Below are 19,903 nucleotides of genomic sequence, written 5' to 3' on the forward strand. Positions count from 1 at the left end.
CCACCATGGCCTTGTCGATTCAAACCAACTACTCCTCCCTGATCACCCAGAGCAACCTGGGCAAGACCAACAACCTGCTGGCCACCAACCAGCAGCGCCTGGGCACCGGCCTGCGAATCAACTCCGCTGCCGACGACGCCGCCGGCCTGCAGATCGCCACCCGCCTGAACGCCCAGTCCCGCGGCATGGACGTGGCCATGCGCAACACCAGCGACGCCATCTCCCTGATGCAGACCGCCGACGGTTCCTTCAGCGAGCTGACCGACATCACCCAGCGCATGAAGGACCTGGCCACCCAGGCCGCCAACGGCACCAACTCCACCGACGACGGCAAGGCGCTGTCCGCCGAGTTCAACGAGCTGGGCAAGGAACTGAAGAACATCATCGCCAACACCAAGTTCGGTGGTGACGCGCTGTTCGGCGTCGATGGCGCCAGCGGCAAGTTCGGCACCACCGGCGGCGTGACCTTCCAGATCGGTTCGGACAAGGCCGAGACCCTGACCGTCGACGTCACCACCCAGCTCAAGGCCGTGACCGATGCCTTCGGCGCACTGACCACTCAGTTCCAGGCCACCAGCGCCGACGGTACCGAGCTGGAAACCATCACTGGCGCCAACGGCTCCATCGACAAGGCCAACGATGCCCTGGACGCCATCGGCGCCCTGCGCGCGCAGTTCGGTGCGAACATCAACCGCCTGCAGCACACCTCCAACAACCTGGCCAACATGAAGGACAACACCGACCTGTCCAAGGGCCGCATCATGGACGCCGACTTCGCCGTCGAAAGCGCCAACATGAGCAAGAACTCCATGCTCATGCAGTCCGGCATCTCCATGCTCAAGCAAGCTGGCCAGATGCCCAGCATGATCATGGGCCTGCTGGGCTAAGGCCCGGCCAGCGCGAGGCACCCGCCTCGCGCGCCCTGATTCTGCAGCGCCCCGCCTCGGCGGGGCGTTCTGCTGTCTGCGGGTACGCTGACAAGCGGTGTTACGACTTGCGGTCGCGGCGCAACCCGTCTGCGCCAGTGGTTTCAAGGCTTGTGTGAAAATTGCAAGCACGAGTGTGCAAAATTCAGAACTTGCACCAACATTTTTCTGACGTCAAAATAATGCCTCTGCCTCCATGGACAAATGGAGTTTCCCCGCGACCGTCAAGGGAGCGGCTGGCAAGGGCTCGATGAACACACTCACTTCACCGCTACCGGACAGCCGGCCGATCGCCTGCCTGAAGCTCCGGACTGGCCGTTCCGATTGCGTCGCGCAGTTCTATCCCGCGCTCTATCAACTCGACCTCGACCGTGACGGCCAGGTGGAGCGTATCGACCTGGGTTTCTCCGGCAGCCGGGTACTCGAACGCCTGTTGCAAAGCCCCGGAGACGTGGTCGCCCGCGACGAACTGCTGACCCACGCCTGGTCCGACCGCGTCGTCGGCCAGGGCAGCCTCAACCAGCAGATCTACACCCTGCGCCAGGTGCTGGCGGACGAGAAGCAGCGGCAGATCATCCAGACGCTGCCGCGCCGCGGCTACATGTTCAACCCGCAGTACCTGGTGGACCCGGCGAGCGAGCCGGAAGCGGAAGTGGCCGATGCCACACCGGAAGTGATTCCACTGCAGAGCCCCGCAGCCGCCCCGCGAACGCCGAATCTGCGGCGCCTGAAATTCGCCGCGGCCAGCCTCTGCATCCTCGGCCTGCTGGTCCTCTGCGGCGCCTTCTACTACACCCAGTTGCGCAGCCCGGTCCTCACCACCGAACAGAACCTGGGCTCGCTGCAGATCACCTACGTCGAAGACAACGAACAGGACCTGCAACGCCTGATCCGCAACACCCGGCCGCTGGCGCACCAACTGGCCGACCTCGCCACCCGCCCCATCGGCCTCATGCTGCACATGACCTCGGGCTTCTACGAACTGGTCTGCGTGCAACCCGAAGGCAACTCCAACTGGTTGCTGATCCACGAGAGCCAGGTCGCCCGGATTCCCCAGGAGCAGCTGCGCAAGTGCCTGAACTGAACCTACGCCGCCAGGCCGGCGTGGCCCGCCGCTGCCTGGTGATCTCGCTGTTCGGCGTCGCCTGCCTGGCGCTGGCGCTGGGCATGCTGTGGAAGCACGCGCGCAGCACCTCGGCCATCGACGGCCGCTACGCGTCCTCCGGGCAGGTGCTGCTGGGCAATGGCAAGGTGCTGGAAATCGCCCAGACCACCATGTTCCACGAAGGGCGCTTCTACTCGATGATCCAGCAGGACGCCAACATCCTCGAGGTCTCGGGCAACGTCGGCAGCGACCTGGGCGGGCGCTACCAGTTGCAGGTGGAAGAGAACAGCATCAGCAACCTGCAGGCCGACAGCGGCCTGGACAGCGAACTGATCTTCAACCTGCTCTACGGGCGCCAGCGCGGCGCACGCATCACCCTCGAACCCCTGGGCGAATGCCTCTACGGCGTGGAAACGCGCCAGGTGTTCTGTCCGCGCCACCCGCGCGATCGCTGACCCGCTCACAACTGCAACGCCGGCTTGGCCGCTGCCGCAGGTGTCGACGCCTCGACGGCCGCAGAAGCCGGCGCCTCGGTCTTCTCCGGTTGCGCTGGCCGCGGCTCAACCAGCTTCGCGCCGGAGGCCGAGTAATGCACCTGCGCGTAGCTCTCGCCGAAGATTTCCCGGTAGAGGCTCTCGGCCCTGTGGGTCAGCAGGAGGATCTCGATGCGCCGGTTCGCGCCGCTCTCCGGGTCCTCCGGACGTAGTGGCATGACGTCGGCCTGGGCCGCCACCTGCAGCACATGCGCGGCAGGCAGGCCGCTGTCGACCATCACGTTGCGCGCGCGCAGGGCGCGGTCGCCGGAGAGGTTCCAGTTGTTGTAGCCATCGGGCCGGCGGTACTGCACCGCATCGGTGTGGCCGCTGAGGATCAGTTTGTTCTGCACCTTGGACAGCACGCCGGACAGCGCACCGAGCAGCGTCTGGAAATGCGGATCGAGGGTCGCCTGGCCACGGGCGAACATGAAGCGCTGCTGGTCGTCCTTGATCAGGATGCGCAGCCCCTGCGGCACCACCGTCACCTCGATGTTGGCCAGCGCATCGACCTTGCCGGACACCTCTCGGATCAGCTCGGCCAGCTCGCGCAGGTCCTCGTTGCTGTCGTACTGGCGGCCATCCTGCTGCGTGCTGGCGTCCTTCGCCTGCTCGCCGGCCTTGCCCTGCTTGCCGGCGTCCAGGGCGAGTTGCGGCGCCGGTTTCTCCGGCGTCTTGATCGGTTGCGGCATGCCGTCGAGCTCGACGGGCGTGCGGCTGGCGCCATCGAACACGCCGGCACCGCCATCCACCACCGGGTTGGCATCCTGGTCGCCCACCGCCACCGGTTGCGGCTCGGTCTGCGGGTGGACGATCCACAGCACCATGAACAGCGCCATCATCGCCAGGGTGAAGTCGGCAAAGGCGACCTTCCAGGCGCCGCCGTGCTCGTCATCGTGGCCCTTCTTGCTGCGGCGCTTGATGATGACTTCGCTGTGCTTGTCGGCACGTTTCTTCATGCTGCGTCCCGCTCTTCCTCGAAGCGGGTGACCCAGGTCTCCAGCTGCTTGAAGGCCGGCTTGACGTCCTGCTCGATCAGCTTGCGGCCGGCGTCCACCGCCAGCAGCGTGGGCTTGCCGGCGACGTGGGCGACCAGGGTGGTGCGCACGCATTCAAGCGCCGAGAGCTCGGTCTTCACCCGCTGCGCCATGGCGTTGGACAGCGGGTCCATCAGGCAGTAGCAGACGAAGATGCCGAAGAACGTGCCCACCAGTGCGGCGGCCACGTGGGCGCCGATCTCGGCCACCGAGCCGCCGATGTTGCCCATGGTGATGATGATCCCCAGGATCGCCGCGAGAATGCCGAAGCCAGGCATCGCCTCGCCGACCTTGTGCAGCGACTTGGACGGCTGCAGCAGGGCGTGCTCCATGGCGTCCAGTTCCTGTTCGAGGAAACCTTCCAGCTCGTGGGCGCTGATCTTGCCCATGGCCATCAGGCGGAAGTTGTCGGCGATGAACGCCATCAGGTTCTTTTCCTGGAGGATCAGCGGGTAGCGGGCGAACAGCTCGCTCTGGTCCGGCTCCTCGATGTGCGCATCGAGCACCTTCAGGCCGCCGACGTCGACCATCTCCAGCAGCTCGTAAAGCAGCATCAGCAGCTGGCGCTGGAATTCCTCGCCGCGGCGCTTGAAGACGAACACGCCCTTGATCTGCGAGCACATCTCCAGCAGCACTTCGCGGGGGTTGGCGACGACCAGGGTGCCCAGGCCCGCGCCGAGGATGATGATCATCTCCGCCGGCTGCCAGAGCGCGCGCAATTCGCCGTGGGCCATGGCGTAGCCGCCGAGCACGCAGGCGATGATGATCAGGGCGCCGATGATTTTCTGCATGGTTTGGGATTCTTCAGGGAGTGTCGGGGGTGTTGAGGAAACGGCTGCACTTGCCGATCGCCTGCTTCATCAGCTGGCAGATGCGCGCATCGGTCAGCTCCAGCACCAGGGCGATTTCCTTGAGGTTCAGTTCGTGCTGGTAATACAGATTGAGGATCAGCCGCTCGCGCTCATTCAGGCGCTCCAGCGCCTGGGCCAGCAGGCGTTCCTTGAGCACGCGCTCTTCCAGCGCATCACCGCTGGCCTGCACGCCGTCATGGCCGCTCTGCAGCAACGCGTCGAAGCTCTCGATGGCCTCGGAGGATTCGGCGCGCAGGTAATCCTGGTAGCCCGCCTCGTCTAGGCCGGTGGCGGCCAGCACTTCCTCGTCGCTGGGCACGCGGCCGAGTTGGCGCGCCAGCGCGCGGATCGCATCGCGCACCTTGTGCGCCTGCTGCCGTACCTGGCGTGGGCGCCAGTCCTGGCGGCGCAGTTCGTCGAGAATGGCGCCGCGGATGCGCAGCGCGGCGAAGCGGCCGAACTGCTCGTCCGGCTCGCCGTAGCGACGCAGGCCTTCGAGCAGGCCCATCAGGCCGATCTGCTCCATGTCCTCGCGGTCCAGCACCTGGTTGGCCTGCAGCGACAGCTGGCTGACGATGCGCCGCACCAGCGGCAGGTACTGCATCATCCAGCGCTGCTCCGCCGCCGGCGACAGGCGCGCATGGCCGCCTTCGGGGCTGTCGTAACCGCCGACGCCACTGGCATAGCCGTGAACAGGATCGCGAAGGGCGTGCATGGCGGCCTACTGGACGATCATCTTGCTGAGCAGCACGTGCTCGAAGGGCACCACCACCTTGCGCGCAGCGAAGTCGTCGATCACGGCCTTCTCCAGGCGCGTCTGCACCTCGCCGATGGGCATGGCGCGCAGCACTTCGAACTTCTCCGGCGTCAGGTTGGCGACCACCGAGCTACGCACCATGGGCGCGACGCTCTCCAGCTTCTTGCGCTCCTGCTCGGCCTTGGCCTGCAGCACCAGGTCGATCACGAAGTAGTGCTCGCGGTCTTCGCCGCGGGAGCTGACGATGATCTTCTCCACCGGCACGAAGAGGTATTCGGCGCTCTCCTGCTCTTCCTCCGTTGCATCTTCCTTGGCTGCCTCCTTGTCGGAAGCGGCGGCGGCCGGGGCGAGGCTGGCGGACTTGATCATCTTGTAATTGACGAACACGCCGCCCAGCACGACGGCGATATTCACGATGAGCATCAGTAGAACGAGACGCGGCGTGGACATGGGGTTTCTCGAAAAATCCTGTGGGGGTGCGGGCCGCGGGCGGCCTACACGGTAATCAGTACATCGCTGTCGCCACGCGGCGCGGAGCGCTCGCCCGCCTGCGCATCACGCGGGTTGGCGGCGACCGTGAGCGGTTCTTCGGCAAAGCGCTGGCGGTTCTGCTGGCCCTGCTGGCCGGACTGCGAATCGGACGAAACCTGCACGTTGACCTGCAGGAAGTTCTGCCCGACCAGCTCCTGGCGCAGGCGCTCACTGGTGTTCTGCAGCAGGCGCACAACGTCGCCGTTGGACGCGGAAATCTGCACGTTGAGCTGCCCGGCCTCATGGCGCACGAGGATTTCCATGGCGCCCAGCTCCGGCGGATCAAGGCGGATCGTGGCGTTCTGCACGCGCTGGCCGAGTTGCAGCTCGACGTTGTCGCGCAGGGCGCTGACCATCTGCTCGCCCCAGTGGGCCTCGTTGCTCCCCTTGAGGTGCAGCGGCTTGTCGAACAGCGGCGACGCCGGTGCAGTAGACGAGGCCGGCGTGCTGCTGTCGGTCGCCGGAAGACGCGCGTCGAGCGCGCCGGCGGGCAACGTCGGTACGGCGGATTCCTGGGTCTGTGCGGCAGCAGCCAGGTGCTGTTGCAGCAACGTCTGCGCCTGGCTCTGGGTCGCCTCGCGCGGTGCCGGCTGCGTGGGTGCGGCCGGCGCTTCGGGCAGGTCGGCGGGCGGCAGCAGCACGTCTTCGGGCTTCACTGCGGCGGGCGCCGGCTGCGCCTGGCCATCCACGGCCTGGGTGGCGAAACCGGCCACCTGGGCATGGGTCCGGGCCGTCGGGTTATCCCGTGCCTGCACCACCAGCCCAGCCTGGCCAAGCATGCCGGCGAGCCAGTTTTCCGCGCCGGAGGGCGATGCTTCTTCGCTTGCCCGGCCCTGCGTATCGTCGTCGCGGGTATCAACGGGCAACGCCTCCGGCGGCAGCGCAGCCTTGGCTTGCTGCACCGGTTCCTCGGCCTGCGCGGTATCGAACTGGGCGAGGAACGACTGCACGCTGATGGTTCGCTCGCCGGCATTCGTCTGTGCCGGCGGCTGCGCGCGGAATCCCGCCACAGCAGCAGTGTCGCCGCCGTCGCGGCGCGAGTCCTGCGAACGCGCCTCGGCCACCGGGCGTGCCGCGCGGTCGGTGGTCGGCAGTGATTGGGTCGGCAACTGGATCACGGTCTATCGACCCTCCTGGTACGTATCCACCTGCATGTACGCCGAGCGACCCTCGGCGTATTCCAGGTGCGAGAGCAGCAGGCGGCGCAGGCGCTCGCACTCTTCGGCACAAGCCTGCGACGCCTGCTCGTGCAGACGTTTCAGGTGCTTCTTGGCCAGCAGCACGTCGGCGGCCAGCCCGGTCTGCGATGACATCGCCACCAGTTGCGCGCGGATCGCCAGGTCGACCTGCCCCATGGCTTTCCAGTCCTTGCGCTGCAGCGCCGCGCCGAGCCGTTCGTATAGCTCGAGCAGGCGCCGGCGATCATCCACGGGCGGCACTCACGCCCTCCCAGCCTTCACGCAGGATGCCCAGCAGGCGCACGACCTCATCGATCCCGGCGACTTCCAGCGACACACTGACGTCGGAGAGCCGATAGATGCAGTAGTCATACAGGCGCGCCAGGCCCTGCACGGTCTCGCCGCCGTTCTCGTAGTCGAGTGCGCCGTTGAGGCCGTTGAGGATGTTCAGGCACTTCTCCAGGGAGCGGCCCTTCTGCTGGTAGCGCTTGTGCTCGATATGCCCGCGGGCGCGGGCCAGTTCGTCGAGCAGGCCGTCGAACAGCACCAGCACCAGTTCGTAGGGCGAGGACGAGGCGGCCTTGGATTCCAGGTCGATCATCCGGTAGCTGTCGTAGCTTTCGTTCATGCCGTAGGCGGTCATCCGAACATCCCGCTGGTCTGGTCCATCGACTGCATGGTCTGCATCATCGAGGTGTATTGCTTGAGGTAGCGCGCGTAGTAGGTGTCGTACTGCTTCTGCAGGTTGTCGTAGTCATCGTTGACGCGGCGCAGGCTGTTGTTCAGGGCGTCCTTGCGGTTCTTCATGACGCCATTGGTGCTGTTGGTGTAGACGGCGACACCCTTGTCCAGGCTGTCGAGCAGGTTGCCCTTGCCCATGAACAGCTTGTCCAGGGCCTCGGGTTCGCTGGCGATGGCTTTCTCGAAACGAGTGGCGTCGAGGGTCAGCTTGCCGCTGCGGTCGGCGCTGATGCCCAGGGTGATCAGGTTGGCGCCGCCGAAGCTGGTACGGACCATCTGGTTCAGCGCGTTCTCGATGGCACGCACGCTGGAGTCGCCAGCCAGGGCGCCGCGGGCGTTACCGTTCTGGTCGCCGGCGGCGGTCAGGCTGTCGATGGTGCTGGCCAGGGCGTTGAAGGCGTCGATGAAGGTCTGCACCTTCTTCTTGGTTTCGCTCTGGTCCTGGGCGACGGTCAGGCGGATCGGCTGTTCGCCGGATTTCTGCGCCTGGGTGAAGGTCGCGCTGACACCATCGATGATGTTGTCGAAGGTGTTGCTGGCGTTGGTCAGCAGCATGCCGTTCTCGCCACCCAGGCGGACGCGGGCGTCCTGGGCCTTGGACAGTTCCTGCGGGTTGCCGATGGCGTTCTCGAAAGCGCTGTTGGCGCTGTCGGTGCCGCTCAGCGACAGGCTGATGGCATTCGCCGCGCCGGACTTCTCCGCGCCCAGCACCAGCGAGACCTGGCCGTTGCTGCGCACCAGGGTAGCCTTGACGCCGGTGTTGTCGGTGGCCTTGTTGATTGCGGCGGCCAGTTCGTCCAGCGAGTTGGCACCGTCGCCGTCGGTGTCGATCTTGCTCAGGTCGATGTCGAACGACTTGCCGTTCTGGCTGAGGGTCAGGGTGCCCTGGGTGTCGATGTCACCGGCCTGCAGGCCGGAGAACGACAGCTGGTGGCTGGTGGCGAGCTGCTCGACGAAGAAGTCGTAGCTGCCGGGCACGGCGTTCTTGTCCACCTTGGCGGTCAGGTAGCCGTCCTTGCTGGTGGTGGCGCTGTTGACCAGCATGCTGGTGTTGCTGCCGGTCACGCCCTGCAGGCTCTTCACTGCCGAGGAGAAGGTCTTGAGCGCCGACTCCAGGGAAGTCACCGCGGTCAGCTGGGACTGGTACGACGACTTGTTGCGATCAGCCTTGTTCAGGCCATTCTGCACTTCGTACGTGGCCAGCTGCTGAGCCATGCTTTTGACGTAATCGGAATCTATGGTCGCCATCTGAATCCACCTCTTTGTGCCCCCTCTGCATAAGGTCAGGAGCAATTACGATGCCAATGCCGTAAGGCCCGCCGTTCAAGGCTTTGCGGGCTTTCCGGGGAGAAGGCGAACTTCCGCCCGGCGTGGTTTGGCGCGCAGCGGGAAGCGGCATTTCCGCCTACCGGGCGCGCGCCCTGATGCAGAGGAAGGGCGACCGTGGGGAGGGATTCGTTAAGCCATTTCGGCAGGTTGTTTTTCGAGGGAATCCTGCGCGGGGGCTGCCCTCTCCCCCGCCCTCTCCCTGAAGGGAGAGGGCGCCGATCGGCGTGGCCGAGAGGCACGGAGTTCCGCTTGATGCCGTACGGTCCCCTCTCCCGCTTGCGGAAGAGGGCTAGGGTGAGGGGCTTTGTGCGCTGCACAGAGGCACAGGAAGTCGCGTAGGAGCGGTCAGTACAACTGCCGCGAATACACCGGCTGCTCGCGCGGATCGCCCATCAGTTGGCTGAGGATGTCGTGATGCATCGCCAGCAGCTTGCCGTTGCGCTCGTTGAGGCGCTTGCACTGGGCGGTGAGCTGGCCCAGCTGCTGCCACTCCTGCTGGAGCTCCTCGCGGCGCGGCGGCTGGTAGTTGGACAGCAGCGTACGCATGCCTTCAGCGTCCATCGGCAGCTGGAAGGCGCGCAGCACGCGGCTACGGCGCTGCGCACGGCCGGCGACGGCATCGAGCAGCGCCTGGATATCGGGATTCAGCGCTTCGATCTGCACACTGTCCCGCGCCAGCAGGTGGCGATACAGCTCCTGCAGGCGCTCGCGCAGCGCCAGGCAATCGCGGCCATCCTGCTGGATGTCCTGCTCGATCACCTGCAGCAACCGCGCGCGCTGGGTCATGCGTCGCTGCCGCGATGGTAGGAGAGGATGCTGGTGGCGAGCACGCTGGTGTCGTTCTGCAGCTCGCCATTCATCAGTGCGCGGCGGATTTCGGCGACGCGGCTCTGGTCCACGTCCGGCATGGCACGCAGGGTTTCCTGCATTTCGTCCAGGCGCAGCGAATCGTTGACCGGCGCGCTCGCGCTGGTCTCCGCCACCGGCGCGACACGCTCGCTGCGCGCGCTCTTGGCGGACTCGCTGGTGGCCAGCGCGATGCTGGTCAGTTGCCGGGTGATTTCCATGGTCGGTATCCGAATATTTTTGGGCTTTCCCTCAGAGGGCGACCGCCCCGGAGGAAAACTTAAATGCCGTGTTTCGAGTTCGCCAAACGGACGGCGGATAACCGCAAGCGGTTATTCGCCCTACGGATCGAAGGTTCCGGCGTAGGGCGCATAACGCGGAACGCGTTATCCGCCATTCCCTTCACGCCCGCGCCCGCCACCAGGACTGCGCGGCGAGGCCATCCTGGATTTTCTGTTCCTGCTGCGCAAGCTGCGCCTGCCACTGGCCGACCTTGGCCTCGATCACCTGGGTCAGCACCTTCTCGCTGCGCATCGCGGCCAGCAACTCGGCCTGGATGCGCGCCAGGGCCTGCTCGGCGACCTCCAGCTCGCGGCGCTGCAACTGCAGCATCTTGTGCAGCGTCACCTTGTACTGTTGCTGGTTGTGCCGCTGCAACGGCGTGCTGGTGGCGACACTGAAGCCGCACAGGCGGTCGAGCCCGGTGATGTTGTTGCGGTAGCGCTGGCACAGCGTCTGCTGGTAATTCACCCGGCCCAGCAACTCGCGGACCTTGCCGCCACGCACGTCGGCGAGGCGCCCGAGCATGTCGATCTGCGCCTTCATCAGCGGCTACCGACGATGCTTTGCAGGGTGGCGACGCTGTTGCCGAGCTCGGCGCCGTCCGCCGTTTCCTGCCTCAGGTAGCGCTCCAGCATCGGCGCCAGCTGCACCGCGCGGTCGGTCTTCACGTCCATGCCCGGCGTGTAGCCGCCCAGCGGGATCAGCTCCTTGATGCGCTCGTAGGTGCCACTGAATTCCTTGAACTGGCGCGCTGCAGAGAGATGCACCGGGTCCGCCACCTGGCTCATGCAGCGGCTGACCGAGGCACCGATGTCGATGGCCGGGTAATGCCCGACATCCGCCAGGCGCCGCGAGAGCACGATATGCCCGTCGAGGATGGCGCGGGCGCAGTCGACGATCGGGTCCTGGTGGTCGTCGCCCTCCGCCAGCACGGTGTAGATGGCGCTCAGGCTGCCCGTCTCGCCTTCGCCGTTGCCGGCGCTCTCCACCAGTTCCGGGAGCATGCCGAATACCGACGGCGGATAGCCCTTGGTCGCCGGCGGTTCGCCCAGGGCCAGGGCGATCTCGCGCTGGGCCATGGCGTAGCGGGTCAGCGAGTCCACCAGCAGCAGCACGTCCTTGCCCTGGTCGCGGAAGTAGGCGGCGATGCTGTGGCACAACTCGGTGGCCTTCAGGCGCATCAGCGGTGATTCGTTGGCCGGCGCCACCACCACCACGGCCTTCTGCAAGCCTTCCGGGCCGAGGGAGTGCAGGATGAACTCCTGCACCTCGCGGCCGCGTTCGCCGATCAGCCCGACCACCACCACATCGGCCTTGGTCTGCCGGGTGATCATCCCCAGCAGCACGCTCTTGCCCACGCCGCTGCCGGCGAACAGGCCGACGCGCTGGCCCTTGCCCAGGGTCAGCAGACCGTTGATGGCGCGCACGCCAACGTCCAGTGGCTCCGACACCGGGCGCCGGCGCAGCGGGTTCACCTGCGGCAGCTCGGTGGGCAGGGGATGACGGCCGGCGAGCTTGCCGAGGCCGTCCAGCGGTTCGCCGAGGCCGTTGACCACGCGCCCCAGCCAGGAATGATCGATATGCAGCACGGCTTCGTCCGGCGCCGGGAAGACCCGCGAGCCGGAGGTCAGGCCGACGGGCTTCTTGAAGGGCATGAGGTAGGTGATGTCACGGTTGAAGCCGACCACCTGCGCCTCCAGGCGCTCGCCGTCGGCGACTTCCACGTAGCAGCGCTGGCCGGTCATGCGCCGGCAGCCGAGGCTTTCCAGCAGCAGGCCGGAGACGCGCACCAGGCGACCGCTGACCCGCGCCAGCTGGACCGAATCCAGCGAGCGCAGCGCTTCTTCGAGCTTGAAGCCGTCGCCCAGGGCCACGTCAGTCTTCGTCCTGCAGGTGCGCGCTCAGCGCTTCCATGCAACTGTCCAGGCGCTGCTGGCAACCGATATCGGCTTCCGCCTGGGCGGTGACCACACGGCACTCGCCCAGCGCCAGGCGCTCGTCCGGCACCAGGCGCCACTTGGCGGCGCGCTCGGGGTTCAGCTCGCGGATGCGCGCGCACTCTTCCGGGTTGAGCAGGATCTGCACCTCGCCCTGCTCGCCCGGCATGGCGGCCAGCGCTTCCTCGGCCAGTGTCAGCAACTGCGTGGGATTGAGCGTGAGTTCGACGCGAATGACCTGCCTGGCGACTTTCTGCACCAGCTCCAGCAGCTCTTTCTGCCGCGCGTGCTGGAAGGCCTGGTGATAGTCGGTGAAGGCAGCGACGGCGGCCTGCAATGGCGCACTGGCTTCGTCGAACACTTGCCGGCCAGCGGCACGACCTTCCTCGCGGCCCTTGCGCAGGCCATCCTGGCGACCGGCTTCGAAGCCTTCGCGCAAGCCTGCCTCGCGGCCTTCGCCGACGCCGTCCTGGTAGCCCTTCTCCAGGCCTTCCTGGAAGCCTTCGGAGATGGCGCGCTGGCGCGCGGCCGGGTCGCTGTCCCAGCCGTGGTTGTCGGCGCTGGCGGTCGCGCAGCGCGGCGGGAAGCGGTACGGGCGCCAGGCGCGGCTGTCGGCCTTGATGACTTTGATCGCCATGCGCGGTTACTCCACCGTCTGCTCGCGGAACAGCTGCACCTGCAGGTCGCCCTCGGCGGCGAGATCGCGCACAACGCCCATGATCTCCTTGCGCACCTGCTCCACGCGGCTCAGCGGCACCGGGCCCTGACGGCGATTGATCGACTCCATCTGCTGCATCTGGCGCTTCGGCATGGCGCCCTGGATGGCGCGCACCAGCTCGGGTTCGGCGCCTTTCAACGCGACCACCCACTCGTCCAGCGGAATGACTTCCAGCAGGGTCTGCAGCACTTCCTGGTTCTGGCGGGAGAGGATGAAGAAGTCGTACATCTCATCCTCGATCCTGCCGACCAGGCTGTCGTTGTGGGCGCGCAGCAGCTCGAACATCTGGTTCCGGTCGCCCTTGAAGCGGTTCATGATGTCCGCCGCCTGCTTGACCCCGCGCACTTGCGAACCCTGGGTGGAGAGCACGCGCAGGCTGCGGTCGATCAGTTGTTCCAGCTCGGCGATGACGTCGCTGTTCACTTCGCTGAGGTTGGCGATGCGGAACAGCAGTTCGTCCTGGCGTTCGGCGGGCATCGCCTCGAGCACGTCGGTGGCCATGCCCGGCGGCAGGAAGGCGAGGAACACCGCCTGCATCTGCGCGTGTTCCTTGGCGATCAGCGCGGCGAACTGCTTGGGGTCGATCCACTCCATGCGCGCCATCTTGGCGCGGATTTCCTCGCCGTAGATGCTGTCCAGCAGGTTGCGCGTGATGTCGCTGCCCAGCGCCTTGCCGAGCATGCCGGCGAGGTAGGAGCGCGACGCGCCCTTGATGCTGGACTGCAGCTTGTAGTCGTCGAAGAAGCGCCCGATGACGTCGGAGACGGTGTTCTGCTTGACGTTGGACAGCCGCGCCATCGCCTGGCTGATGCTGACGATCTCCTCGCGGCTGAAATTGCGCAGGATGCCCGCGGAGGCTTCGTCACCCATGCTCAGCATGAGGATCGCCGCCTGTTCCAGCGAGCTCACGGCGCGCATCTGCGGGCCGCGCTTTTTCGGTTCTTCAGGCAGGCTCGTGTCGGTCATTGCGGCCAATCCAGTGCTTGATCACTTCCGAGACCCGTTCCGGGTCGTTCTTCGCCAGCATCTGCAGATGCTCGATCTGGTGTTCCAGCCCCGACCCCGGCGCCGGCAGGCGGATCTCCGAGAGCGGGTTCAGCTCGCCGAGGACGTTGAGGCCGCCGACGGTTTCGTTGGAAAGCGCCAGGCGCCGCTCGGCATCCAGGGCCAGCGGATAGTCGCCGGCACCCTCGGGCAAAGCTGCGGTAGCTGCCGGCTGGGCGCGCTGGGTCAGGCTGCGTACTGCCGGGCGCACGCCGAAGAGCAGGAACAGCAGCGCGATCAGGCCGAGCACGGTGTAGCGCACCAGGGATTGCAGGGCGCTGCTTTCCCACCAGCTCGCCGAGGACTCTTCCACCGCGGTGGCGGCGAACGGGAACACGCTGACGGTGATCAGATCGCCGCGCTGGGCGTTGAAGCCCACTGCGCTCTTCACCATGGCTTCCAGGTCGGCGCGGGCCTTGTCGGTCCAGCCACCTTCGGGCGCGGTGGAAGCATTGATCACCACCGCCACGCTCTGCTGGCGCAGGGCAAAGGCCGGGTACTTGATGTGGGTGACGCTCTGGTCGAAATCGTTCTGCCGGGTGGTCTCGTTGCGGGTCGAGGTCGCGGCCTTGTTGTCGGTGCTGGCGGTCTTGCCGTTGCCGGCCGGGGCGTTGGCGTTCTGCGCCTGGCCCTGCTGCGCCTGCGGCGGCGGCTCCGGCGGGCGGTTGCTCAGCGAGCCGGGTACGCCGAGGGCCAACTGGTCGAGGGTGGTCTCGTTGCGCAGCGATTCACTGCGCAAGCGCGGCGCCTCGCCGTAGGCCTGCAGGGTTTCTTCCTTCTGGCTGAAGTCGATGTCGGCGGAGACGCTGATACGGTAATTGCCCAGGCCCAGCACCGGCGCCAGCACTTCCTCGACATTGCCCACCGCCTTGCGCTGGTACTCGTCCACCGCCTGCCAGTTCTGCGACGGGCCGCCGGCGCCATTGATGCCGCGCGACAGCAGCACGCCGTTCTGGTCCACCACGCTGACGTCTTCGGGCTTGAGCTGCGGCACGCTGCCGGCCACCAGGTTGACGATGGCGCCGACCTGCTCCGGGCTCAGCCGCTGGCCGGGCGCGAGTTGCAGCAGCACCGAGGCCTTGGCCGGATCGCGACGGCCCACGACGAAGGAATTGCTGTCCTCGCGGGCGACGTGCACACGCGCCTGCTCGATGCCCTTCAGGCCCATGATGGTCCGCGCCAGCTCGCCTTCCAGGCTGCGCTTGAGGCGCACATCCTGGAGGAAATGGCTGGTGCCCAGCGGCTCGTCCTTGTCGAACAGCTCGTAGCCGGCCGGCACCGATACCTTCACGCCCTTGGCCGCCAGCAGCATGCGTGCGCGGGCCAGGTCTTCCTCGCGCACCAGCACCTGGCCGCTCTGCGGGTGCAGGCGATAGTCGAAGGCTTCTGCGTCGAGCACCTGCATCACGTCGGCGGCCGGGTAGGCTTCGCCGGCGCCGTACAGCGGGCGATAGGCCCCCTGGTCGCGCCACAGGTAGAAGACCACGGCGGCGGCCAGCAGCGCGGCGCCCAGGGCAATGCCGAGCAGCCCCAGGCGCGGGTCGAGCTTGAGTTTGTCGAGCGGCAGGCGCCCTTTGAGTTTCTGCAGCACTGTCAGTCCTTACAGCGGCATGCGGATGATTTCGTCGAAGGCGCCGGTGAGCTTGTTGCGCACCTGCAGCAGCGCGGAGAACGACACGCTGGCCTTCTGACTCTGGATCATGGCGCCGACCAGGTCGTCGCTCCGGCCGCTGTCCACCGCGGCCATGGCGGCGCTGGACTGGTGCTGCTCGGCATCCACCGAGCGCAGTGCCTGCTCGAAGCTGGCGCCGATGCCCTGTACCGGCGCGTTGCCGGCGAACTGCGCGGCGGGACGCACGGCCGGCCCGCTGGCCAGGTCGGCGTAGCGGTTCATCCGGTCCAGCATGTCCTGCTGCACCTGCATGATCGAACTCATGGAAGGTCTCCCCCGGAAGACGAAATCAGAAGTGCACCTGCACGCCCTGCTCACGCATCGCGTTGAGCCGGTAGCGCAGTGCGCGGGTGGTCATGCCCAGGCTCTCGGCGGCCTTGGTCTTGTGCCCGCCGAAACGGCGGATGGTGTCGATCACGTGCTGGTACTCGGCGAGCTTGCCGCTGGCGCGCAGCGCGGCGCGGCCGCCCTCGGCCGCCAGCGGGATCACCGCGGCAACGGTGGCCATGGGCGCTTCCGGCGCGGCCAGGCCGAGGTCGCGGGGCTGGATGAACAGGCCGTTGCGCAGCACCAGGGCGCGTTGCAGGGTGTTCTCCAGCTCGCGCACGTTGCCCGGCCAGTCGTGCTGCAAGAGCGCGCGGCTGGCGGACTCGGTGAGCAGGTCGTGCTCGGCGTCCTGCGGGGCGTACTGGCGGATGAAGCGCCGCGCCAGCGGCAGCACATCTTCCTTGCGCTCGCGCAGGGGCGATATGTGCAGCGGCAACACGTCGAGGCGGAACATCAGGTCGGCGCGGAAGCGCCCTTCGTTGACCTCGGCCTGCAGGTCGCGGTTGGTGGCGGCGATGATGCGCACGTCCAGCTCGATCTCGCGGCGCCCGCCCAGGCGCTCCACGCGCTGCTCCTGCAGTACCCGCAGCAGCTTGGCCTGCAGGGCCAGCGGCAGTTCGCCGATCTCGTCCAGCAGCAGGGTGCCGCCGTTGGCCAGTTCGAACTTGCCCGGCTGGGCATTTACCGCGCCAGTGAAGGCGCCGCGTTCGTGGCCGAAGAGGATGGATTCGAGCATCGCCTCGGGGATCGCCGCGCAGTTCACTGCGATGAAGGGCGCGTCCGGGCTGGCGATGCCGTGGATGTAGCGGGCCAGCAGTTCCTTGCCGGTGCCGGTCTCGCCGGTGATCAGGATCGGCGCGCGGGTCTGCGCTACGCGTTGCGCCATCGCCAGCAGGCGGCGGCCGGCCTGGGAGCGCGAGACGAACAGTTCCTGGGCGGCGCTGGAGGCTTCCTGGCGGCGCAGCAGCGCGGCCAGCTGGCCGGCGCCAAAGGGTGACAGCAGGTAGTCGACGCAACCGAGGTCGAGCAGGGTGGCGGCCTTGTCCTGCTCTTCATAACCGACGATGGGCACCACGTCGCGCTCGCGGCCATCGCTGAGCAGCGCGCCGACCTGCGCATAGAGGTCGGGAGCGGGGAAGGCACCGGCGAGGATGAACAGCAGCGCAGCGTCGCTGCGCGCACGGGCCAGTTCGGCGAAGCCGGAGAAGCGTTCGACACGGCAGCCTTCGGCCAGCAGCGTCTGCAAAAGGAGGGCGTGAGCGGCGTCCGAGGACGGCCCGATGATCGCAACTTTTTTCTGCGCCGGCCGCTCTACGAGCAGCGTTTCACATAATTGATCGATCGACTGGCTTACACTGTTCACCGCAACTTTCCATTCGCTAGTGCGTTCGAAAAACCTTTCATTGGTCAATCGCCAGCGTCTGCCGATCAAATGCTCGGCGACTGCGAAACCTTTTAACGAAATGGCTATCTCACGGGTGGCATTGCAACAACTTCGTCACACATGAAGTTACTGCAATCTGTAACTAACCCACCCACACTAACAAGTGCCAGCACTACGCCATAGCTTTCCGCCGATTAATTAAGATCAATAGACAAAAAGTTCCGTCAAAAACAGCATTTGATATCTATTGATTTAATCGGGCGACCTCAGATCGCTATCATTGCGCCACGTCAGCAGCCTGTGATGCAGCAATTTCAGGCCCCTGACAGACAGAGCATGCCGCGAGCAACGATCAGCCGACCCCGGCGGTCACGACACTTCCCGTGTCCTTGGGCAGATGGCAGATCGAACCTGGAAGTACGACGCTGAGCATGACTGGCAAATCAAAAGTCCACCATGGCGTGCCCGCCGACAGTCTGATCCGACTGAAACCGCAGAAACTCGGCCGGCATTATCACAAGATTCCGCAGCACATCAAAGAGATCTCCGGAAAGTATCCGCGGATCATCAGCGATTATTTCCTGCGGCATTATCGAATCAATCTCGAACTGGATAACCTGCGCATTCACGAGGAACTTCCTCGTGAACTGGAATGCCTCTTCGATTCGCCCCTGGGCAAGTTCGGTTTCGCCATGGACCGCGCCCTGCTGACCGAAGTCATCGAGTGTTACTACGGCGGCACCCTGGTCGCCAATCGCGACACGCCGCCGATCAGCAGCTCCGAGCAACGCATGCTCGACCGCCTCGGCCTGGACGTGGTCGACCTGTTCGGCCGCGCCCTGCTGATGGGCGAGTCGGTGGGCCGGCTGCAGCAGATCGACCCCACCTACGAAGAGGTGCAGTGGGAGTACGTGGCCGAGTTCAGCTACGTCAGCCACCTGACCGGCGAACGCTCCTCGCTCTACCTCTACCTGGACAATCCGCTGGCGGACGAACTGACCCGCCGCCTCGCCGGCCCGCCACCGCCGCGAGTGACCGGCAACCCGGTCGAGCACATCAAGCACCTGCCGCTACGCCTGGATTGCGTGGTCGCCGCCGCCAGGATGCCGCTCTCGCAAGTGCTCGGCCTGGAGCCTGGCGATGTGCTGACGATCCACCCGCTGGACCGCGTCGAGGTCCGCGTGAACCAGCAGAAGCTGTTCCGCGGCGCCATCTTCGAAGACGACGGCACCCTCTTCCTCTCCTCCCTGGAAAGCGTGAAAAACCCATGACCGGTTCTCTCTCCGACTCCGAGTTCGAGTCGCTGATCAACGATGGCGACCTCGACCTGACCCAGGATGCCGTCGATATTCCCGCCGAGCCCGTGCGCGCTTCGCTGCCGCAGCAGGACCTGAGCTTCTTCGGCAAGATTCCGGTGAACGTCACCCTGGAAGTCGCCTCGGTGGAGATTTCCCTGAAGGAGCTGATGGATGTGGACGCCAACAGCGTGATCATCCTCGACAAGCTCGCCGGCGAGCCGCTGGACGTTAAGGTCAACGGCGCGCTGTTCGCCAAGGCCGAAGTGGTGGTGATGAACGGCAACTATGGCCTGCGCGTACTGGAACTGTGCGGCGCCAGCCTCGACGCCCTGACTGCGTGATGATGCGGCGCCGTTCTCTGACAGGCAGATCGCTGGCCACGCTGGGCCTGCTCATCGCCGCGCTCTGCCCGCTCTACGCGCAGGCAGCCGGCGGCGAGGTCACGTTGTTCAACCTGCACGACACGGCGGACGGCCAGGCCTTCAGCGTCAAGCTGCAGATCCTCATCGTCATGACGCTGCTGGGCTTCCTCCCGGCGATGCTCATGCTGATGACCTGCTTCACCCGCTTCGTCATCGTGCTGGCGATCCTCCGCCAGGCCATCGGCCTGCAGCAGAGCCCGCCGAACAACGTGCTGGTGGGCATCGCCCTGATCATGACGCTGCTGGTGATGCGCCCGGTGTGGCAGGACATCTACGCCAATGCCTACCAGCCCTTCGAGGCCGACCAGATCAGCCTGGAAGACGGCCTCGGTCGCGCCAAGCAGACACTGAGCCGCTTCATGCTCGCGCAGACCAACCGCACCTCGCTGGAAACCATGGTCTCGCTGGCCGGCGAAACCCTGCCGGAGAAACTGGAGGACCTGGACTTTTCCCTGCTGTTGCCGTCCTTCGTGCTCAGCGAGCTGAAGACCGCGTTCCAGCTGGGCTTCATGATCTTCATCCCGTTCCTGGTGATCGACCTGGTGGTGGCGAGCGTGCTGATGGCGATGGGCATGATGATGCTCTCGCCAATGATGATCTCGCTGCCGTTCAAGCTGATGATCTTTGTGCTGGTGGACGGCTGGGCCCTGATGATGGGCACGCTGACCAGCAGCGTGCAGCCGTTCTAGCGGCCTTTCGGAGAACGCCATGCTCACCCCGGAAAGCGCCGTCGATATCGTTTCCAATGCCGTGCACATCACCGCGCTGATCGTCTGCGTGCTGATCGTGCCGAGCCTGATCGGCGGCCTGCTGGTCAGCATTTTCCAGGCCGCCACGCAGATCAACGAACAGATGCTCAGCTTCCTGCCGCGCCTGCTGATCACCCTGGGGATGCTGGTGTTCGCCGGGCACTGGATCCTGCGCACCCTCTCCGAACTGTTCATCGAGTCGTTCCACCAGGCAGGCCGCCTGGTCGGCTGATGCC

General features: G+C 66.0%; 24 protein-coding genes. 7 read left to right on the top strand and 17 right to left on the bottom strand.

Annotated features, from left to right (window positions below; genetic code table 11):
- Positions 1–5 precede the first annotated feature (5 nt).
- The 3 genes from lafA to A6723_RS28890 all read left to right on the top strand — a co-directional run bounded on the left by lafA (position 6) and on the right by A6723_RS28890 (position 2,486).
- Complete coding sequence (gene lafA, locus A6723_RS28880) at positions 6–887, top strand: lateral flagellin LafA (RefSeq protein WP_054909512.1); 882 nt, start codon at positions 6–8, stop codon at positions 885–887.
- Positions 888–1,176: 289 nt separating this feature from the next.
- Entirely contained in the window at positions 1,177–2,010 is an 834-nt protein-coding gene (locus tag A6723_RS28885; protein ID WP_054909511.1) for a winged helix-turn-helix domain-containing protein, read from the top strand.
- Complete coding sequence (locus A6723_RS28890) at positions 1,998–2,486, top strand: hypothetical protein (protein WP_139093095.1); 489 nt, start codon at positions 1,998–2,000, stop codon at positions 2,484–2,486. The genes A6723_RS28885 and A6723_RS28890 overlap by 13 nt, the downstream gene beginning before the upstream one ends.
- A gap of 5 nt (positions 2,487–2,491) precedes the next feature.
- Here A6723_RS28890 and A6723_RS28895 read toward each other — a convergent pair whose 3' ends face one another.
- The 17 genes from A6723_RS28895 to A6723_RS28975 all read right to left on the bottom strand — a co-directional run bounded on the left by A6723_RS28895 (position 2,492) and on the right by A6723_RS28975 (position 17,177).
- Positions 2,492–3,523 (bottom strand): OmpA family protein, encoded by a 1,032-nt coding sequence (locus tag A6723_RS28895; protein WP_082450758.1) that lies wholly within the window; start codon positions 3,521–3,523, stop codon positions 2,492–2,494.
- On the bottom strand, positions 3,520–4,392 hold the full coding sequence (gene motA, locus A6723_RS28900) for a flagellar motor stator protein MotA (protein WP_024766288.1): 873 nt from the start codon (positions 4,390–4,392) through the stop codon (positions 3,520–3,522). Before motA ends, A6723_RS28895 begins: the two co-directional genes overlap by 4 nt.
- Positions 4,393–4,405: 13 nt before the next feature.
- A complete protein-coding gene (locus A6723_RS28905) occupies positions 4,406–5,167 on the bottom strand; it encodes a FliA/WhiG family RNA polymerase sigma factor (RefSeq protein ID WP_054909510.1) in 762 nt (253 codons plus the stop codon).
- Positions 5,168–5,173: 6 nt separating this feature from the next.
- Positions 5,174–5,659, bottom strand: coding sequence for a flagellar basal body-associated FliL family protein (locus A6723_RS28910; RefSeq protein ID WP_054909509.1), 486 nt, complete (start codon positions 5,657–5,659; stop codon positions 5,174–5,176).
- 44 nt (positions 5,660–5,703) lie between these two features.
- Positions 5,704–6,858, bottom strand: a complete 1,155-nt coding sequence (locus A6723_RS28915; RefSeq protein ID WP_054909508.1) for a flagellar hook-length control protein FliK — start codon at positions 6,856–6,858, stop codon at positions 5,704–5,706.
- A 3-nt stretch (positions 6,859–6,861) separates the two neighbouring features.
- Positions 6,862–7,179, bottom strand: a complete 318-nt coding sequence (locus tag A6723_RS28920) for a hypothetical protein (RefSeq protein WP_024766284.1) — start codon at positions 7,177–7,179, stop codon at positions 6,862–6,864.
- Positions 7,163–7,561 (bottom strand): flagellar export chaperone FliS, encoded by a 399-nt coding sequence (gene fliS, locus A6723_RS28925; protein WP_037017149.1) that lies wholly within the window; start codon positions 7,559–7,561, stop codon positions 7,163–7,165. The genes A6723_RS28920 and fliS overlap by 17 nt, the downstream gene beginning before the upstream one ends.
- On the bottom strand, positions 7,558–8,907 hold the full coding sequence (gene fliD, locus A6723_RS28930; protein WP_054909507.1) for a flagellar filament capping protein FliD: 1,350 nt from the start codon (positions 8,905–8,907) through the stop codon (positions 7,558–7,560). The genes fliS and fliD overlap by 4 nt, the downstream gene beginning before the upstream one ends.
- A gap of 426 nt (positions 8,908–9,333) precedes the next feature.
- The gene (gene flgN / locus A6723_RS28935) at positions 9,334–9,774 is read right to left on the bottom strand and encodes a flagellar protein FlgN (RefSeq protein WP_054909506.1); all 441 of its coding nucleotides are present in this window, start codon (positions 9,772–9,774) and stop codon (positions 9,334–9,336) included.
- Positions 9,771–10,055: a flagellar biosynthesis anti-sigma factor FlgM gene (gene flgM / locus A6723_RS28940; RefSeq protein WP_054909505.1), complete on the bottom strand. Its 285-nt coding sequence runs from the start codon at positions 10,053–10,055 to the stop codon at positions 9,771–9,773. The genes flgN and flgM overlap by 4 nt, the downstream gene beginning before the upstream one ends.
- Positions 10,056–10,236: 181 nt before the next feature.
- Positions 10,237–10,659 (bottom strand): flagellar FliJ family protein, encoded by a 423-nt coding sequence (locus A6723_RS28945; RefSeq protein WP_054909504.1) that lies wholly within the window; start codon positions 10,657–10,659, stop codon positions 10,237–10,239.
- Positions 10,659–11,990 carry a flagellar protein export ATPase FliI gene (gene fliI / locus A6723_RS28950; protein ID WP_054909503.1) on the bottom strand — a complete coding sequence of 444 codons (1,332 nt, stop codon included), beginning with the start codon at positions 11,988–11,990 and terminating at the stop codon, positions 10,659–10,661. The genes A6723_RS28945 and fliI overlap by 1 nt, the downstream gene beginning before the upstream one ends.
- A 1-nt stretch (position 11,991) precedes the next feature.
- Complete coding sequence (fliH, locus tag A6723_RS28955) at positions 11,992–12,690, bottom strand: flagellar assembly protein FliH (RefSeq protein ID WP_054909502.1); 699 nt, start codon at positions 12,688–12,690, stop codon at positions 11,992–11,994.
- A 6-nt stretch (positions 12,691–12,696) separates the two neighbouring features.
- Positions 12,697–13,737 (bottom strand): FliG C-terminal domain-containing protein, encoded by a 1,041-nt coding sequence (locus A6723_RS28960; RefSeq protein WP_024766276.1) that lies wholly within the window; start codon positions 13,735–13,737, stop codon positions 12,697–12,699.
- A complete protein-coding gene (gene fliF, locus A6723_RS28965; protein WP_054909501.1) occupies positions 13,715–15,406 on the bottom strand; it encodes a flagellar basal-body MS-ring/collar protein FliF in 1,692 nt (563 codons plus the stop codon). The genes A6723_RS28960 and fliF overlap by 23 nt, the downstream gene beginning before the upstream one ends.
- A gap of 9 nt (positions 15,407–15,415) precedes the next feature.
- A complete protein-coding gene (locus A6723_RS28970; protein ID WP_054909500.1) occupies positions 15,416–15,751 on the bottom strand; it encodes a flagellar hook-basal body complex protein FliE in 336 nt (111 codons plus the stop codon).
- 25 nt (positions 15,752–15,776) lie between these two features.
- Positions 15,777–17,177 (bottom strand): sigma-54 dependent transcriptional regulator, encoded by a 1,401-nt coding sequence (locus tag A6723_RS28975; RefSeq protein ID WP_139093096.1) that lies wholly within the window; start codon positions 17,175–17,177, stop codon positions 15,777–15,779.
- 452 nt (positions 17,178–17,629) lie between these two features.
- Here A6723_RS28975 and A6723_RS28980 point away from each other — a divergent pair, with 452 nt between their 5' ends.
- From A6723_RS28980 to A6723_RS28995, 4 genes are read left to right on the top strand one after another with little or no spacing between them, the layout of a single operon-like run.
- On the top strand, positions 17,630–18,469 hold the full coding sequence (locus A6723_RS28980) for a FliM/FliN family flagellar motor switch protein (RefSeq protein WP_054909499.1): 840 nt from the start codon (positions 17,630–17,632) through the stop codon (positions 18,467–18,469).
- Positions 18,466–18,837: a FliM/FliN family flagellar motor switch protein gene (locus tag A6723_RS28985; RefSeq protein WP_054909498.1), complete on the top strand. Its 372-nt coding sequence runs from the start codon at positions 18,466–18,468 to the stop codon at positions 18,835–18,837. Before A6723_RS28980 ends, A6723_RS28985 begins: the two co-directional genes overlap by 4 nt.
- Positions 18,838–18,839: 2 nt before the next feature.
- Entirely contained in the window at positions 18,840–19,607 is a 768-nt protein-coding gene (gene fliP / locus A6723_RS28990; protein WP_089285802.1) for a flagellar type III secretion system pore protein FliP, read from the top strand.
- A gap of 19 nt (positions 19,608–19,626) precedes the next feature.
- Positions 19,627–19,899, top strand: coding sequence for a flagellar biosynthetic protein FliQ (locus A6723_RS28995; protein WP_045213351.1), 273 nt, complete (start codon positions 19,627–19,629; stop codon positions 19,897–19,899).
- Positions 19,900–19,903: the final 4 nt, after the last annotated feature.

The organism is Pseudomonas sp. AU11447 (genome assembly GCF_001672555.2).
In the GTDB taxonomy this organism is placed as follows: Bacteria; Pseudomonadota; Gammaproteobacteria; order Pseudomonadales; family Pseudomonadaceae; genus Pseudomonas; species Pseudomonas nitroreducens.